This window comes from Pseudonocardia hierapolitana (genome assembly GCF_007994075.1).
Lineage (GTDB): Bacteria > Actinomycetota > Actinomycetes > Mycobacteriales > Pseudonocardiaceae > Pseudonocardia > Pseudonocardia hierapolitana.
Map to the genome: position 1 here is coordinate 3,409,736 of NZ_VIWU01000001.1, position 17,629 is coordinate 3,427,364.

The window sequence follows — 17,629 nt, forward strand, 5'->3', positions numbered from 1 at the left end:
TCAGTCCGGGCTCCATGCTCGATCGACGGGCTCCACGTTCCATCCCAACGCCGAGAGCCGCCGGAGCGCGGCCTCGACGTCGGGACGGCCCGCACCGTCCGCAACTATCCAGGGAGACCAGTTCAGCGACCAGTCCATGGACAGGACGCCGGCCTCGTTGACGATCCTGACCTCGAACGGGGCGGTGTCGTGGCTCGTGGCGAGCGGGCCGGCCACCCAGAGGCCGTTCCCGAGCCGTTCGACGGGATAGTGGACGAGGCCGGCTCCGTGGGACACCGGCAGCTCGTTGCCGTCGACGAGGGCCGTCGCCGCCCCGGGCAGGCGCGCACGGACGGCCTCGACCAGCATTTCGCTCCACCCGGTCGTGCTGCCGCTCCGCACGCACCCCTGCTCGGCGAGGAGCGCACCGAACCAGCCCAGGACGGCGTCCCGATCGAGCCGCTCGCACCGACTCACCACCAACTCGGTCCACACCTTCGGGACCTGGACCGTGTCCGGGATCGAACGCAGGCGCAGCTGGTGGAAGGGCGCAGCGGGCCGAGGCTCGTCGAGCGGAATGCGAAGCTCGGAATCGCAGCAGACGATTTCGACGTTCACCGCCAGCGGTTCGAAGAGGTCCTGCCCGACAGCAGCCAGCGCGTCGAACGCCATGGTGGCGAGCGCCAACTGGTCATCACCGTCATCAGGGGCCGTGAGCTCGGCGAACCGGTGAGGACGACCGCGGGTCCAGATGCTCACCTCGGTCATCGGATCCCCACGTGCGTCCACGTCTTGCCCTGCCGCTCGAACCCGATCCAGCGGCCGAACTGATCGACCAGCGTCACCCGGTCGAGCAGTTCGTTGTTCTCCACCTTGGAGAGGTTCCGGGCGAAGTCGTCGAAGAAGTTGCTCGTCCTGGGGCGTCCGTCCTTGCCGAGGATCGGCGCGCCGTCGGGGCGGAGGAGGTTCACGGTACCGTCCCGCCCGAAGTCGCGGATCGCACCGCCGAACGTCTTCCGCCCGATGTCGAGACTCATGTGGATGAGGGCCTGCGGGCTGCCCTCCACCGGGTTTCCGGCATCCAGGCGCTTCCTCACCTTGTCCGCCGCGTGCCGCACGCCCTTCGACAGGTCCCCGACGTGGGCGACCGGGTTGGCGACCGACGTCACCTCGACCGCCGCGACGACATCCCCACGGCCCGTCTCGACAGCCAGGTCGAACTCCGGCAGCCGCTCGTCCTCCGTGCCCTCGCGGATCGGCGCGTTCTGCTCCCGGCCGACCCGCACCCGGTGACCGGGGAACTCGTCCGCCAGCCGCCGAGCGTCACGCAGCTCGGCCGCGGCCTCGGCCAGTTGTTCCGGCGCCTTCTTGCCGTTGAACTCCCTCCAGTCGCCCATCCCGACGACCCGGCCCGCGTCCTCCGCGGCCTGTGCTGCGTCGATCTCGGCCTGGACGTCGTCGACGCCGTGGGCCGGGTTCGGCTGCGGAGGGCCGCGCGGCGTCGCCGGGTCACCCGCTCCCGGGGTGCCCCGGTCCTTGGTCGAGCCGACCGGCGGGACGTGGGACAGATCCGGCCTGGTCCAGTCGGCCCACCCGCTGCCGCGCACCAGGAGCTTCTGGATTTCGTCCAGCTCGGCCCTGGCCTGCCCGTCGGTCAGCCGGCCGCGCTGGTCGTAGAAGCGCAGATCGCCACCGACCTTGAGCCCGTACATCATGTGCGAGGAGGGCGCACCGTCCCGCCAGCCCCACGTCACGATCTCGCTGCCGTCCGGGAGGTGCGCCACGTCGCGCTCGAACTGTGCCTTCGAGACGTCGGTGAAGCGACCGCCGAAGGTCCCCTCGACCATGCCGCGCGCGATGTCGGGGTCGTGCGAGCCCGGCAGCGCCTTCGGGATGTCGCCAGGGATCACCGCATCGACGTCGGGCGACCCACCGTACGTGCACACCGCGTTGACGCAGTTCGCGTCCGGCCCGAGATCGTGCCGACCGTCCACGTCGATCCGCAGCTTGCCCGGCGCGAGGTCGTGGCCGCCGGTCACGGACTTCAGCAGGCCCTTCGAGGCGACTTGCCCGACACCGCTCGGGATGACCATCAGCGGCCCGGACGCGGCCGTCGACAGGGTGCCGACCGGATCCCAGATGAGGTTCCGATCCGCCTCGCCGGAGAAGATCTTTCCGAGCATGTCCATGCTCTGGTTCCACTGGTGCTTCAGCGGCCAGACGCGAGCGTTGTACTGCTCCTCCGTCTCACCAGGGCGACGCGGCTCCTCCACGCCGGTCCAGCCCTGGCGGCCGATGTTGGAGAACTGGACGACGTAGGGATTGGTGTCGTACCGGTGCTTCAGCGGCCAGACGCGGGCGTCGTACTCGGCGTCGGTCTCCCCGGGGAGGCGCGGCTCCTCCACACCCGTCCATGCCAGGCGGCCGAAGTTGGCGAGCTGGGTGCCGGTGTCCTCGACGACCGACACGACCTCGTTGCCGACGCTCTCGGCCACGTCCCCGGCGCCCCGGCCGAGGTTGATCAACCGGCGCCCGGTGGTGTCGTGGGTGTTGGCGCCGATCGTGATCGGCGTGAACAGCGGGCCGTAGGTCGTGAAGCTGCCCGAGTTGTGCTCGTCGGGCGACTTCGACTCGATGTGCCCCGACCCGGTGCCCGTCGAGTGCGCGTTCCACGGGTCCGCGACGCCGTGGCAGCTGCCTGCGCCGGTGCCCGTGCAGTTGCTCCAGGTGTCGCGGTCGCTGTCGACGTGGGTGCGGTAGCTGCCACCGCAGACGGTGCCGAAGCTGCCGGAGCAGGACCCGCCGGCGAGCGCCTCACCGTGGAGGGACATCGACTCGCCCTTGAGGTTCATGCCCGTGAGCGCGAGGGCCCAGCTCGAGACACCGCAGCTGCCCGCCGCCTGCTGGCCGCAGGTGTGGTCGGCGTCGGCGACGTTCATGCCGTTCAGGTCGTGCGCGGTGGTGTGCGCGTGGTAGCTGCAGTCAGGCCCGACGCCGCCCTGGCAGGCCGCGAACGCCTGGATGCGGTTGTTCTCCACGGCCAGCCCGGCCGCCGTGTAGCACGCCTTGCCGGTCGCGCTCGACGTCTTGCAGTCGGCGTTCGCCTCGGCGCTCAGCTTCTCCTTGTCCGTCTTGATCCCGGCGTCGCTGTGCGTGCTGGCCTTCCAGTCGCATGCCAGGCCCTCGAGGCACACCCCGTACGAGATGACGGGGTTGCCCGCTCCGGTCAGGGTCTCGCCGTGGCAGCCACCCGACCCGACACCCGAGCAGTCCCCGACGGTCGAGGAGCCGAGGTCGATGTGCGTGGAGTAGCTGCCCTGGCAGTTCGCGCCCGCGGACCCGACGCAGTAACCAAGGGCGTCGATCTTGAAGTTCTCCCGCTCGCGGTCGGGCGTCAGCTCGGCCTTGACGCCCAGCACGCACCAGCCCGCACCGGTCTGGCCGCACTGCTGGTGCGCCTTGCCCTCCGCGATGAGGTTGTGGGCATCCGCGTCGCCGACCCCGCTGAACCGGCAGCCCGGGCCCTTGCAACCGAGGACCAGCCGCGTCACGCCGTTGGCGTCGACCTCGGTGTACGCGGTGGTGCCACAGCCACCGCCGCCGAAGCCGCCGCTGTCACCGCAGTCGGAGCCGCCGTTGACCTTCGTGGTGGGCGTCTTCAGGTCGGCGTCGCTGTGCGCGGAGTAGCTGAAGCGGCATGCTGCCCCGGGGCTGCCGGCGCAGGAAGAGCCCGCACTCGCCGACTTGTCGTTCGCCATCGCGGTCGCGGACGTCGCGCAGAACCCGCCGGAGCCGCTGCCGGAGCAGTCCGCGTCGGCGTGCGCGTAGTGCTTCGGGTCGTGGTAGGCATCGGCCACCGAGTGGGACTCGAAGCTCGCACTGCAGTTCCACGCACCCGAGCAGGACGCCGATGCGCTGGCACCCGTCGGGCTCGCGCTCGCCCGCGCCGTGACCGACACCCCACCGGCGCCCTGACCGCCGCCGCCGGAGCCGGACGCCGACGCCCGCGCCCAGTGCCGGACGGTCGAACCACCCGCACCTGCTCCCTGGTACGAGGCCGACTGCGATGCGCTGGCGGAGTAGGAGTGGCGGCAGTTGGCCGCGCCGGAACACGACGCAGAAGCCGAAGCCCACCCCGGGCCGGACGAAGCCTGGGCCGTGACGACCACCCCGCCGCTGCCGAAGCCGCCGGCACCGGATCCGGACGCCGAGGCCCGCGCGCCGCGAGCGGACGCGGACACCGCAGCGGAGTAGGAGTGCCGGCAGGTCACCCCCGCCGTACCGGCGCACGACGCCGACGCCTGCGCGAACCCCGGACCGCGCGAGGCCGACGCGGCGGTCATGACCTGGCCACCACCGGCCCCGCCGCTGCTGTGGCCGACCGCGTCGGCCCTCGCGCTCCCGGCCCGGGCGTGGCTCGCCGCGCGGTAGGAGTGGGAGCAGCCCGCGCCCTCGCACGCCGCCGACGCCACCGCGAGTCCCGTTCGCGCATCGACGGCGGCGCTGGTGGCGCACCATCCGGCACCCGCGCCCCCAGTCGCGCCGCACCCGGCATCCGCGTCCACCCGGGTCCCGCCCTCGGCCCCGGAGGCGGTGCTGGACGCCGCGAAGCTGCGCTGGCAGACCGCGCCGGCCCCGCCCTGGCAGGACGTCGCCGCCTGAGCCCCGGCGGCACTCGCCGCAACCTGAGCCGCGGCCGTGCACTCGCCGCCACCGGCTCCCGCGGTGCAGTCCGTCCGCACATCCGCCCGGTTCAGCCCGGCCCGCGTCGGCACCGCGGCCGTGCCGACGGTCTCGATGCGGCACCCGGCGCCGGCGCAGGCGGCGGTGGCATCGACGAAACCCTTGGCGGACAGCCCCGCGGACGTCACCGAGCATCCGCCCGCCGCCGCGCACGTCGAGGCCGACCGCCCGCGGACGCCCGCGTCATCCACCGCCGTGACGTCCGTCGCCGTGACGTCCGTCGCCGAGGACGTACGCGTCGCGCAGCCTGCTGCGGTGCCGTCGTCGCACAGTGCCTCGGCGAGCGTGGAGGAGGTCGCGAACCGCTCGTCCGGCCGCGCATCGGCGTGCGAGGCGGTCGTGCTGAAGCCGGCCGAAACGGCTGCCATGCACGGGGCCGTGCCGGTGCACGCGGTGTCGCCGGTGCTGCGGCTCGGCGTCCCGTCGCCTGCAGTGGCTCCCCCGGTCAGCGCGGCGGTGCAGCCGGCCTCCGGGCAGACGGCCCGCGAGCCGGCCTTCCCGCTGCTGGAGGTTCCCGGGATCGGCTTGCCTGCCGCGTCGACCCCGGCGATGTCGTCGGCAGTGGCGGACACTTCGCTCGTCACCGCGCACCCGGACGCAGCGGCGGTGCAGGTCGCCGAGGTGTGCGACCCGCCGGCACCACCAGTGGTGGCGGCGGTCGTCCCCGCGACGCAGTTCGGTCCTGCGCACAACGCGTGGGCGGACGACTCGCTCGTGGTGGCCGGGGCGCCGGTCACCGGCCTCGCGGCCAGCTCGGCTGCCTCCGACGCGGCCACCCGCGCCTGCTCCGCCCGTGCCACCGCGTCCGCGGCGGCCTTCCTCTGCTCTGCTGTGGCATCCGCCCGGCTCGCAACCCGTGCGGCCAGTGCGGCGTGGTACTCCGCCTGCGCGGCCTGCTCGGCCAGCGGCACGGCGGTGGACTTCCGGTCTTCCGCGATCACGTCGGCCACGACCTGGCCCGACGCCGCGGTGGCGCTGGTCTGCGCCCGGCAGCCGCTCACGCCCGTGGCGCAGCTGCCGCTGGTGGTGGAGCCACCTGCCGGTGGGCCGCGCGCCCCGATCGAACCGTTGCCCGCGGACGGGCCGTCGGTGCCTGCCGCCGGGCTGCGCGCCACCCCGGTGCAGGCGACGCTGCTGCCGGAGCAGTCGAGCGTGGCGTTCGCCATCGTCCAGCTGGACGCGCCGGGAACGGTGGGCGCTCCCGAGTTCGCCGACGACCCGGGCGCCGTGGGCACCGGCGCGACCGGCTGCTCCTGCTGCGGCTGGGTGCCCTGCGGAGCGTCACCCGTGGTGCCGGAGCTCACCGTCGCGTTGGCGGTGGAGCGCTCGGCCACGAGCGGGGTGATCACGTTCGCGGACGGGTCGGACGAGGCACCGGAGTTGGTGACGGCCTGGCACACGCCGCCGGTGACGCCCTCGCACGAGCCCTCGCCGTGCGATCCGCGCGCCGCGGGCGACACGAGCGGGTCGGTGGCGTTCGCCGCGCTCGACACGGAGCCGGTGCAGGCGATCTCGCCCGCGCAGGTCATCGCCGCGCCCGCGGCCGATGCCGCGGACGGGCCCGCCGGCAGCCGGGCCGCGTTCACCTGCTGCGGGCCGCCGGCCAGCGCCAGTGCGGCGCCGGGGCCGCTGGAGGCCGTCGAGACCGACTGGACGTTGCAGCCACCGGTCGCGCCCGTGCAGGACGCGGCGCCGTCGGAGCTGCGCGTCAGCGCGCCGTCCCATGCGGTCGTGCTCGTGCGGACCGAACCCGTGCAAGCCGCACCCGGCGCGCACACCACGGACGCGTTCGCGGCGGTGGTGGACGACGGCCCCGTCGTCGGCCGGCCCGGCAGCGGAAGCCCGGTGTTCGGGTCGGTGGCCACGAAGTCGTTCGCGCTCGACGCCGCCGAGCTCGTCGTGCCGACGCACCCACCGCCCGTCACCGTGCACTCCGTGGACGCGGAGGTCCCACGGGCATCCGGCGTGACCGCGGTGTCGCGGGCGCTCGTGGCGGAGGTCGCCTTGCCGCCGCACCGGGTTGCGGCACCCGCGCACTCCGCCGACGCGTTGGCGGTCGACACGCTCACCGGACCCGACACCGGCACGACACCGGCCACCGTCTCGCCCGGGGTGGGCTCGCGGTCGGACACGAGCGTGTCCGAGGCCGTCGAGCACGTGCCACCGGCACCGTGCACCGAGCAGGACGAGGACCCGTTGCTGTCGCGCACCCCCGGCACGTCTCCGGAGGCGGCGCCCGACGTCGCGCTGTCGCCCGTTCCCGCGCACCCCTCGATCGCGCAGGAAACGGTGGCCCCAGCGGCGCTGGTGGCGAACAGCTCCCGAGCCGGCTCCCCGATCGCCGCGTTGCGCGTCGACCCGGACTTCGGCGAGACCGCGCTGTCCCCGACCTCGGAGGCCGCCTCCGCCGCGCACCCGCCGGCCGTCGCGGTGCAGGACGACGATCCGCCGGTCTCCCGCACGGGCGCCGCCGCGCCCACGACCGCCGGGCTTCCGGTGGCCTTCCCGCTCGTCGATCCCGCGGCGCTCCCCGTGCACGCGGTGTCGCAGTCGACGCTGCCACCCGCTGTGCTCGAGGCCGACCTGTCGCCGTCCTCGCCGTCGGCCCGCGAGCCGCTGCGCGCCGAGCAGGAGCCGCCGTCGACCGAGCAGTCCGCGGTCGCGGAGGTGGCCGACTCACGCGCGCCGGCCGCGGAGGCGACCGAAGCGTCGGTGCTCGTGCGGGCGGAACCGGTGCACCCGGTGTCGCACCCGGTCTCGGCGTCGGCGACGACCTCGCCGTCGTCGCTCACGTCGACCCGGCTGGAGGTGCCGCACCCGGCGGCCGACTCGCACCGCGCCGAGCTGCTGCCGGTGACCCGCGTCTCGGCGGACTCGTCCGCGGAGGCGAGGGGAACGGTGTCCCGACCGTCACCCGGCTCCCCGCTGTCGCGACCGGAGCCGCTCGACTCGCTGCGGCACGTCCCGCCGCCGGACTCGCATTCCGCGCTCGCGCCCTCGCGGTCGGCCTTGCTCGACTGCCCGCAGTCCCGGGAACCACCGTCGCACCGCGCGGACGACCGCGTCTCCGTGCCGTCAGCACCGCGGCTGGACGCGCTGCTCCCGCAGCCGGTGTCGTCACACGACGCCTCGGCCTTCGAGCCACCCGACTCCGAGGACGCCCCGCAGTTCGACACCCCGGACAGGCACAGCTTCCGCTCGAAATCGCGCTTCCCGTCGGCGGACTCGCTCGCCGACCCGCAGCCCACGAACGCCCCGTCCGCGTCACATCCGGCGGTAGCACCCTCGCCGTCGAGGTCGTCCTCGGACACCGTCCGCACCTCGCGGTCGGTGGCGTCCATCAACTCGTCGGTGGCGTCGTATACGTCGTCCCGCCGCTTCTCGTAGTCGGCGACGTTCTTCTCGTGCGTCTCGCGGTCGACGACGCCGGAGGCGACCTGCTCCTCCTCGGCATCCAGCTCCGACTCGCGCTCGCTCAGCTCGCGGTGACCGTCGACGACCTCGTCGACCAGCTCCACCCGGTCCGGCGACAGCTCGTCCCGGTTCTCGGCGGCCTTCCGCTCCCGCTCCGCGTGCTCGGCGGCCTTCTCGTCGTAGTCGGCCTGGGCCGTCTCCCCCGAGGCGACCTTCGCCTTCTCCCGCTCGAGCTCTTCCTTGCCGTTGTCGACCTCGATCCGGTCCTCGAGCACCTGCTCGGTCAGTTCCGGAGAGTCGTCGTAGTCCTTGTCCTCGTCGCTGTCGTCGTCCCGGTCCTCGTCGTCGGACTCGCGGGACTCCTCCTCGTCGCTCTCGTCGGAGCTGAAGAGCGCGACGGCGTCGGCCGGCGGGCCGCGCGGGTCAGCGGGATCGTCGGTACGCAGCAGCGCCTGCTGCGTCTCGGTGTCCCCGGCGGCGTCGAGCCCGTCGGCCGCTTCCGCGGTCAGCTGCTCCCATGCTGCCTCCTCCGCATCTGATCGCGAGTCGCCGGTGTCGGAGTCCGCGTCGGCCGCGTCCTCGACGGCGCCGCCGACCTGCTCGGTGACCTTCGCCGCGAGCGCGGTGACGCGCTCGGAGTCGGGGTCCTCGGACGCCTGCGTCGTGTCCTCGTCCGCGTCCGGTCGCTCGGCGACGTCCGCGTCGGACTCGTCGCTCTCGGCGGCGTCGTCGGTCGCGGTGTCCTCGGTGAGGTCGTCGACGACCCGGGCGACCGCCTGCTCGACGTCGGCGCCGTCCGCGGTCGCGGCTTCCTCGTCGCTGGACTCCGCGGCGTCCTCGTGCTGCTCGCTCGTGACGACCCCGGACTGCCCGACGCGGTCCGCGGCGTCCGACTCGTCGTCGCTCGACTCGTCGTCACCGCGCTGTCCGGTCTCCTGCTCCTCGGACCCGTCGGTGCTCTCCTCGTCCCGGCTCTCGTCGTCGAGGTGCTGCTCGAGGGTGTCGGGCTCGTCGGCAGCCTGCTCGTCGGTGGAGTTGTCGTCGGCCGGCTCGTCGTCGCGCTGCTCGGCCGGCTCCTGCTCGTCGGTGTCCCGCGCCTGCTCGTCGGAGGAGTCCTCGCTCGACTCCTTCTCGGAATCGTCGTCCGACTCGTCCGCGGGTGCCGCCCCTTCCTCCTCGCGCTCCGCCAGCTCGTCGCTCTCGTCCTTCGACCGCTCCTCGCGGTCCTCGTCCGAGTCGGCCTCGTCCGAGCGGTCGTCGTCGCGCGAGCCCTTGTCGGAGTCGGAGTCGGAGTCGGACTCCTCGGAGTCGTCACCCGACTTGTCGCCGGAGTCGTCGTCCCCCGAGTCACCGGAGTCGTCGCCGGAGGACCCGGAGTCCGAGCCCTCCCCGTCGTCCGTGGCGGCGGCGGGCCGGCTGGAGCCTGCCTTCGCGATCCCGGCCTGCGCGGCGACGACCGGCACGGCCGCGGCCGCGGGCGACGCTGCCGTCAGCGCCGCGCCGAGCCACAGGGCGACGACTCCGAGGGCGAGCCCGAGCGTCCACCGCAGTAGCACCAGCAGCCGGTCCATTGCGGACAACCGCAGCCGGACGCACGCGACAGCGCCCACGAGGAGGCTCGAGGCCTCACCGTCGTGAGCGTGTCGCGGGCGCATGGCAGATGACTCCAGTAACCGAGGTGCGGAAATGAGATGCGACGGGCAGTCGCGAGCAGCACGAGACACGTGCAGGTGGAACGGGGATGCTCCGCGTCGCGCCTTGGGCAGCGACCTGTGTTCCAGGCGGAAAGCTCACACCCGGATTCCCCTCGGTTGCGATCGGCCTGCCCGTCGCGCTACGTCAGCGACCAGCGGGGCCGTGCAACGTTGATCACCTTAACGGATGCCACCGCGGGGTTGCAAGCCCAAGATCAGAAAAGTCAGCGGCCCGAAGGGACGAGCACATCACCGCAGGACGCCCGGGGCGAGCGCCGCGCATTCTCGTCATCAGCAACCGCCTGAGCTGCACGAATACGAAGAGCGGCGAGATCTCCCGCTCTGAGCGCGTCACGTCTCACCCAGTCGGTGACACCCGCCGGACTCGTCGCGATCTTGTCATAACTCTGGACGAGTCTCGGGTCTGCGGCGAGCCCCGTCAGCCGTGCCCAGTCGGGGTTGAGCGTGAGGAAGGTCGGGCGCACCTCACGGAGGATGTGGGTCCGCAACCCGGCGGTGTCGCCGGCCGCCCAGAACCGAGCGATCCTCGGGTCCGCGAGCCCGACCACGTCGACCAGCCGCAGGTCGCTGACGAGGGCGGCGCCGCCGATGTCGGGTGCGGCGAGGACGGGGTCCGGAACGTCGACGAGCTCGGCGTAGGAATTGATGGCCCGCCCGGTGTTCTGGGCAACCAGGCAGAGCGGCGCGGTCGGGGCGGCGCGGAAGGCCCGCATCCCGTCGACCAGCACCAGGCCGGAGACGGCGGACGCGCCCACCGCGAGCACCGCCACCACGGCACGGCTGCGCGTGTCGAGCTGCGGGGCCACCAGCACGGCGGCCACCACCGCGGCGAGCGCCGCCAACGGCCACACCGGGGTGGCGAACCTGAGCTGGCCCATCCAGTCCGGCGCCAGCACGCCGAACGCCAGCACGGAGAGCGCGAGGGGCACGAGCAGGACGACCAGCGCCCGACGCCGGATGCCCGGCTGGACCAGTGCGGCCCCGACGGCGGCGACGGCGAGCAGCGCGGCGGGCCAGCCGATGTAGGTCACGAGCTCGCCGGGCCGGGTGGCGGCGGCGAGGCCGGGCAGCCCCTGCGACTTGGCGATCGCCGTGTTCGGCAGGTACTCCCCGAAGACCGCGAGCCGCCACGCCAGGTAGCCCCCCGCGGGCACGGCGAAGACGAGCAGGCTCAGCGCGGCGGCCCGCGCGGCGTGGCCCAGATTCACCCGGTGCAGCAGCAGGAGCGCCGCGAGCGGGAAGGCTCCGGCGTACACCAGGCCGTCCGGGCGGGTGAGCGCGGCCAGCGCCGCGAGGAGTCCGCACCACACGGCCGTGGTGGGTTCGAGCAAGCGGCCGGCCACGACGGCGCGGACCAGCACCGCTGCGATCGCCGCCGCGGCAAGTGCCAGCAGCGCGTTCTCCAGGCCGGACATCGTCCAGATCACGAAGGACGGCACGGCCGCGGTCACCAGGCCGGCGACGATCGTGACCAGTGTGGGCCGACGGGTCATCGCGATCGCCACGGCGTAGCAGCAGGCGAACACGCCGGCCACGAGCACCAGCGCAAGCAGCTTCGGGAACGCGACGTAGTCGGGCACCCCGAACCACGCGCCGCGGTCGAACAACCCGACCCAGCGACCCAGCACGAGCAGGCCGAGCCATGCCGGGTTCGAGAACCCCTCGACCGGCTCGACCCCTGGCTGGAGGACGGGCCCGGCGCCGGTCGCGATCGATCGGGCGTAGGCGAACGTGATCCCGGCGTCGTCGACGATCCATCGGCCGTAGAGCAGGGCGTGGGCAGCGAACGCGGCTGTCGGCACCCCCACGGCGACCGCAGCCCGCAGCCACCAGGCGACCGCCGCGCGGTCGTCGGGCTCGGTTGCCGCGCCCCTGCCCACCACCAGTGGACCTCGATGGGCCATCGTCACGCGCCGAAGGCGTGGCGGGCCAGTGCGCGAACGCCGCCGAGACCACCGTGCCGGGCCGCGGCGGGCAGCCGGGTCAGCGCGTTGATCCGCGACGACAGGTGCCTGCGGGCGGCACGCGCGGCGCGTGGCCAGCCCCGCGCCGCCATCCGGTCGGCCGTCTCCAGGAAGAACGTGCGCTCCTCGGCGAAGCGCCTGCCATCGGCGGCGTGCGCGGAGGACACGGACGCGTCGTGGCGCCGGTAGCGGAAGCAGGTGGTGGGTTCGACGAGCAGCGACTCGCCGTCGAGCACGAGATCGAGCACGAGGGCGAGGTCCTGCACGACGTCGACGCCCTCGCGGAACCCGGTGCGGCGCAGCGGCTCGGACCGCCAGCAGATCGACGGGAAGTACAGCCAGTTGCCCCGCAGCAGGCTCACCGCGAGCTCCTGCCCGGCGAGCACGGTGGCGCCGCTGACCCGGGGCGCGTAGACCCACCGCTTGCCCAGGTCCACCAGTGAACGCGCGGGCGCGCCGTCGGCCCCCACCACCTCGACGCCGGGCTGGATGATCGCGGCCTCGGGGTGCGCGGCGTGCGCGCGCCGCACGGTGCCGATGTAGCCGGGGAGCATGAGGTCGTCGTTTCCGATGATCACGGCGAGCTCGTGCTCGACCCGGTCGACGCACTGCTGGAAGTTGCGGTTGATGCCCAGGTTGCGGGGGTTGAGCTGGTAGTGCACCCGCTTGTCGTCGAGGCCTGCGCACCAGTCGGCGAGCGCGTCGTCGGCCGACTCGCCGGTGTCGTCGAGGACCGTGAGCCGCCAGTTCGGATCGTCCTGGGCGAGAACGCTGCGGATGGTCGCCCGCACCAGGTCGAGCCGCCCGTAGTGGGGCAGCATGACGTCCACGGTCGTCACCGGGCGGATTCCTCGCTCACCACCGGCGCCCGGTCACCATCGCCGGTGGCGATGCTGACGACCTGCGCCGAGTGGAGGCCCCGCTCCCGGTTGATCAGCTCCGCCTCCCGGATGGCCACCGTGCGGGCGAGCTCGGTGTAGCGCCGGTCGACCACGCGGAAGCGCTGGTACATGCTGAACATGCCGGCCATGAATGCCACGACCAGCGCGTACAGCACGAGGTCGGTGCCCCGCCCGACGCCGAGCATGCGGGCGATCGCGGTGAGGTCGTCGGGCCGCATCACGGCGTAGACGTTCGCCAAGGCGAACAGCACGAGCGCAATCCGCTTGCTCGCCTGCACATAGATCGCGTGGGAGCGGCGGACGAAGACGTACAGGATCGTCAGGACCGCGAGCACGAGGACGAACTGGATGAGCACGGCCGATCAGCCTCCTCGGTGGCGGACGGACAGGTCGAAGAGGATGTTGACGCCGTTGAGCAGCGACTGTCCCTTGCTTCGGGAGTATTCGGTGTACTGGATCGACACGGGGATCTCCCGCACGCGCCACTTCGAGCGTCCCAGGTACGAGACGATCTCCGAGGCGTGGGCCATGCCGTTCATGGTGATCTGCAGGCTGTCGGCCACGGGCCGGGTGAGCACACGCAGGCCGTTGTGCGCGTCGGTGAGACGCAGCTTGCGACCCGCAGGGCTGAGCAGCACCGCGAGCCGCAGCACGAACCGCTTGATCAGCGGCACCGAGTCGGCATGGTCGGCGAACCTGGTGCCGAGCACGACGTCGGATGCCCCGGACCGGGCGACATCGACCATCGCGGAGGCGTCCTCGAGCCGGTGCTGGCCGTCGGCGTCGTAGGTGACGAAGTACTGCGCGCCCGGCTGCACCCGGGCGTAGGTCAGGCCGGTCTGGAGGGCCGCGCCTTGACCGAGGTTCACCGGGTGGCGCACGAGATGGGCGCCGGTGCGCAGCACGGCCTCGGCCGATCCGTCGCCGCTGCCGTCGTCGACGCACACCACGTTCGGGAAGACCGTCAGTACCTGCCGCACGACGGACTCCAGCACCGGCGCCTCGTTGAAGACCGGGATGACGACCCAGACGTCCTCGTTGCGCCTGCCGTCGACGGTGGTCACACCGGTCTCCTCCGGGTCGTTGTGTCCAGGCATGGCCGCGTCAACCTACCGGCGTCCCGTGGCGGGCGATGCACCCACGCCGGTGCCGGGCACACGCAGGGCCCGCAGCACCCCGACCAGCAGCACCGCGAGCACCACGAGCGGGCCGACGAGCTGGGCCACGAGGGCTGCCGCGATCGGCTCCGGCCCTACCACCAGTACCACGAGGAACACGATCGAACCGGCGATCCACCCGATCGTGACCGTGCGCTGCCGGGCGAGCGCGACGAGCGTGGGCTGCACGACGAGCGCAAGCATCATCACCAGCGTGGCCGTGCCGAGCAGGGCGAGCGTGGCCACCGACGGGCGGTACGCGGTGTTGAACAGGTGCTCGGCGGCCCACGGGCCGAGCCACACGCAGCCGGCCAGCCCGAGTGCGCCGAGACCGGCCACCAGCCCGAGCACCTGCCACAGCTTGCGCGTCAGCTCGTCGTGGCGGCCCATCGCCGCCGCCCGGGTGACCTGTGGCAGCAGCACCGCCTGTACCGGGGCGAACAGGAACAGCGGCACGCGGGCGAGCACGAACGTCGACCCGAAGACGGCCGCGGTCACGAGGTCGTGTGGCAACCGGTAGGTGACGACGACGGGGGCGATGTTGGCCAGCAGCTGGCTGAGCGCGATCGCCCCGGCGAGGTACAGCAGCGAGCGGCCCATGCCGTCGGGGCTCGTCGTGACCTCCGTCGCCGGGAGCTTCAGCGCCGGCCAGACGCTCAGGGCCGCCAGCGCCGAGCCGACGGCGAAGGCGAAGCCGTACGCGGAGGGCTCCTCCAGCGCGAACACCAGCAGGGCGAGGCAGGGCAGGAGCCGCACCGCGCCCTCGACGTAGAGGGTGCGCGCGTACGCGGTGAAGCGCTGCTGCCCACCGAGCACGCCGCGCGCCCAGTACACGGCCCCCGACCCCGCGATCGCGACGAGCAGCGCGGCGAAGAGGCCGGGGCGCCATTCGAGGACCCGCCCCAGCACGAGCGGCCACGCCACGAGCACGACCGCGACGAGCGCGGCGAACGACCACAGCGCGAGCACCGCGGCGCGACGCGCGACCGGGCGCAGGGGCTCCCCACGGGCCGCGGCGGAGCTGACCGCGCGGCTGGTCTCCTGCTCGAGCGCGGCGAACACCCCGGGCCCGATGATGTTGACGAGCATGTAGAGCGAGATGAGGGCGCTGAGCGCGCCGGCGTCGGCCGGGCCGTGGAACACGTGGCCGACCACGGCGACGAACGCGTAGCCCGCAGCACCGAGCACCCCGAGCCCCGCGGCGAGATGCGCCGCGGTGCCGAGTCGGCGTGCGGGGATCACGTGCCCACGCTAGTCACTGGTGCGCCGGGACCCGTCAGATTCGGGCGAGGGTGACGAACTCGTTGTACGGGAACACCCGCCCCACCGGGCGCGGGAACGGGAAGGAGTACTGCCGGGCAACCGTCAGCCCCACCGTCTCGCACAGCGCCGCGACCTCGGCGAACCCGCAGAACCGGACGTGTGTGGCGTCGGTGGCGTACCCCTTCTCCTGGGGGGTGATCAGCACGACCTTGCCGCCCTTGCGCACGAACGGGAGGTAGGTCCGCAGCAGCCCGACGGCGTCCTCTTCGGACATGTGCTCGACGACGTGCGCGGCCAGCAGGCTGTCGAACGAACCCCCACGCGCGTGTGCGCTGGTGGGGAACTCCTCGGAGGTGTACGCCACCAGACCGCGCTCCCGGGCCACCGCCACCGAAGCCGCGTTGTGGTCGACCCCGACCCCCTCGCCGCCGAGGTGGGCCAGGTTGCGCCCGAGGCCGCAGCCCACGTCGAGGGTGCGGCCGAGTTCGAGCCTGCGGATGTTCCAGCGGTACGGCGCCTGCACGTCGAGCCATCGCTTCCACCGCGCCTGCTCCAGGTTCTTCAGGCGTTCGGCGTAGTCGGGGGCGTCGGTACGCGGCCGACCCTCTGGCGCAGTCACATCGCCCAGTGTGACGACCTCGTCCCCCTGCATGCAGCACCACCCCCGGCGCGGGAAGAACTCTTCCTTCATCGGGGGCGGGTCGGCTGCGAGTGTCGCCGACACGACCACTGCCGGACGACCGCCCGGCCACGAGACACCCAGGTGCAGCAGGCCATGGACGGGATGGGGCTCTTCCTCGACGAGGCCGCCCGCACCTACGAGGAGACCGAAGAGTCCCTGCGCACCGCAGCAGGCCGCTGATCCCGGCCAGGAGTCCGACGATGCCCAGCACCGGGCCGGTCGAGTTCTTCGTCGACACCCCGGAACTCGGTCGGCTCCGCACCGAACTGCAGACCCTCCAGGCCGAGCTCGGCGATCTGCCCACTCAGGAGGGCGACGCCGACCCCGCTGCGCTCGGCGGCGTTGTCGCCGGCGCGGTCGACCGGTTCGCCGTCCACTGGACGGACGGCAGGGCCCGCATCGCCGAGAACCTCGGCCAGTGCGTCGCACTGGCCGAGGGTGCGATCGACAGCTACACCGGCGCCGAGACCGCCATCCAGAACGCCCCACCCGTACCAGCCGGAGTGACGACGGCGGAGGCCCGATGAACCGGCAGACCTCGGGATCTACTCGAGCCGACACGCCCCGTTGGCCGAAACGCGATAGCTCTTGGCCACGTACCGCAACACGGACACGCTCGTGCCCACCACACTCGAGACCATGACGATCTCGACGGCGCGCACGGCCCAGGAGGCCGTCCAACGCCGGCTCGACGACCTGGTCGAATCGGGGGTCGAGCTCGGCGCGCAGGTCGCCGCGTACCTCGGAGACGAGCTCGTGGTCCACGCCTGGGCGGGGACGGCGGATCCGGCCACCGGACAGCTCGTCGACGGGAGGACTCTGTTCCCGGTCTTCTCCGTCGGCAAGGGGATCGTGGCCACCGCGGTGCACCGGCTGGTGGAGCGCGACGCGCTGCACTACGACACCAGGCTTGCCGAGCTGTGGCCGGAGTTCGCCGCCGGCGGCAAGGACGCGATCACCGTCGCCCACGTGCTCGAGCACAGCGCGGGGATCCCCTACTTCCCCACCGGCCTGACCCCGGACGACCTGGCCGACCACGACCGGGTCGTGTCGCTGATCGCCGGCCTCGAGCCGGCCTGGGAGCCCGGTACGAAGACCGGCTACCACAGCCTGACGTTCGGCTACCTCATGGCGGAGGTCGTTCGGCGAGCGACAGGGCGCGCCATCGACGAGGTCGTTCGGACCGAGCTGGCCGAACCGCTGGGGATCGAGGACGAGCTGTTCATCGTGCCGCCCACCGATCAGGCGGACCGGCTCGCCGACATCGACGCGGCGGCGTTCGTCGCGCTCCAGGCGCAGCTCCCCGGCGGGAACGCGTTCCAGCGAGCGGTGGGCGGGATCCTGGCGGACTCGATCGTGCCGAGACGGATCGCCCCGGCCGGCCGGAGCTGGAGCATGGACGCCTTCCTGCCGTTCAGCGCGACGATGACGGCACGCGCTGGCGCGGCCCTGTACGGGGCGTTGGCGAACGGAGGCGGGCGGCTGCTCTCCCCGGAACGGGTCGCGCTCGCCACCCGCATCCGCCGACGCGACACCGACCAGATCATCGGCGCGCCCGCGCTGAAGTCCCTCGGCTACCTGCACGCCGACCCGGTGTCCGGCGGGGACGAGACGGCCTTCGGGTTCGGCGGCCTCGGCGGCGCCGAGGCCTACGCCGACCCGCAGCGGCGGCTGGGCTTCGCCTTCACCCACAACCGCCTCACCCCGCCGACGGCCGAGGAGAGCGCGCCCGGGCTGGCTGCGCTGCTGAGGGAGAGCCTCGGCGTGGACGGCGCGCACTGACAGGCAACGCCACAGCCGGATCTCGCGC

The 17,629-nt window shown here is 73.1% G+C and carries 10 protein-coding genes; 2 read left to right on the forward strand and 8 right to left on the reverse strand.

Annotated features, from left to right (window positions below):
• The 8 genes from FHX44_RS16265 to FHX44_RS16300 all read right to left on the reverse strand — a co-directional run bounded on the left by FHX44_RS16265 (position 1) and on the right by FHX44_RS16300 (position 15,756).
• Positions 1-747 carry a hypothetical protein gene (locus FHX44_RS16265; protein WP_147256571.1) on the reverse strand — a complete coding sequence of 249 codons (747 nt, stop codon included), beginning with the start codon at positions 745-747 and terminating at the stop codon, positions 1-3.
• The gene (locus FHX44_RS16270) at positions 744-9,707 is read right to left on the reverse strand and encodes a hypothetical protein (RefSeq protein ID WP_147256572.1); all 8,964 of its coding nucleotides are present in this window, start codon (positions 9,705-9,707) and stop codon (positions 744-746) included. Before FHX44_RS16270 ends, FHX44_RS16265 begins: the two co-directional genes overlap by 4 nt.
• Positions 9,708-10,054: 347 nt before the next feature.
• Positions 10,055-11,734, reverse strand: coding sequence for a hypothetical protein (locus tag FHX44_RS16275; protein WP_147256573.1), 1,680 nt, complete (start codon positions 11,732-11,734; stop codon positions 10,055-10,057).
• A 23-nt stretch (positions 11,735-11,757) separates the two neighbouring features.
• Positions 11,758-12,654 (reverse strand): glycosyltransferase family 2 protein, encoded by an 897-nt coding sequence (locus tag FHX44_RS16280; RefSeq protein WP_246170410.1) that lies wholly within the window; start codon positions 12,652-12,654, stop codon positions 11,758-11,760.
• A complete protein-coding gene (locus tag FHX44_RS16285; RefSeq protein ID WP_147256574.1) occupies positions 12,651-13,073 on the reverse strand; it encodes a DUF2304 domain-containing protein in 423 nt (140 codons plus the stop codon). The genes FHX44_RS16280 and FHX44_RS16285 overlap by 4 nt, the downstream gene beginning before the upstream one ends.
• Positions 13,074-13,079: 6 nt before the next feature.
• Positions 13,080-13,781 (reverse strand): glycosyltransferase family 2 protein, encoded by a 702-nt coding sequence (locus FHX44_RS16290; RefSeq protein WP_246170411.1) that lies wholly within the window; start codon positions 13,779-13,781, stop codon positions 13,080-13,082.
• A 45-nt stretch (positions 13,782-13,826) separates the two neighbouring features.
• Entirely contained in the window at positions 13,827-15,116 is a 1,290-nt protein-coding gene (locus FHX44_RS16295) for a lipopolysaccharide biosynthesis protein (protein ID WP_147256576.1), read from the reverse strand.
• Positions 15,117-15,150: 34 nt separating this feature from the next.
• On the reverse strand, positions 15,151-15,756 hold the full coding sequence (locus tag FHX44_RS16300) for a class I SAM-dependent methyltransferase (protein ID WP_246170412.1): 606 nt from the start codon (positions 15,754-15,756) through the stop codon (positions 15,151-15,153).
• Positions 15,757-16,019: 263 nt separating this feature from the next.
• On the opposite strand from FHX44_RS16300, the gene FHX44_RS16305 reads away from it, so the two are divergent.
• A complete protein-coding gene (locus FHX44_RS16305; protein ID WP_147256578.1) occupies positions 16,020-16,346 on the forward strand; it encodes a hypothetical protein in 327 nt (108 codons plus the stop codon).
• A gap of 91 nt (positions 16,347-16,437) precedes the next feature.
• On the forward strand, positions 16,438-17,601 hold the full coding sequence (locus tag FHX44_RS16310; protein ID WP_212612508.1) for a serine hydrolase domain-containing protein: 1,164 nt from the start codon (positions 16,438-16,440) through the stop codon (positions 17,599-17,601).
• Positions 17,602-17,629: the final 28 nt, after the last annotated feature.

Bases quoted from the DNA above. Each gene is read 5' to 3' on its own strand.
- FHX44_RS16265 (WP_147256571.1), bottom strand. From the start codon at position 747: ATGACCGAGGTGAGCATCTGGACCCGCGGTCGTCCTCACCGGTTCGCC.
- FHX44_RS16270 (WP_147256572.1), bottom strand. From the start codon at position 9,707: ATGGACCGGCTGCTGGTGCTACTGCGGTGGACGCTCGGGCTCGCCCTC.
- FHX44_RS16305 (WP_147256578.1), top strand. From the start codon at position 16,020: ATGCCCAGCACCGGGCCGGTCGAGTTCTTCGTCGACACCCCGGAACTC.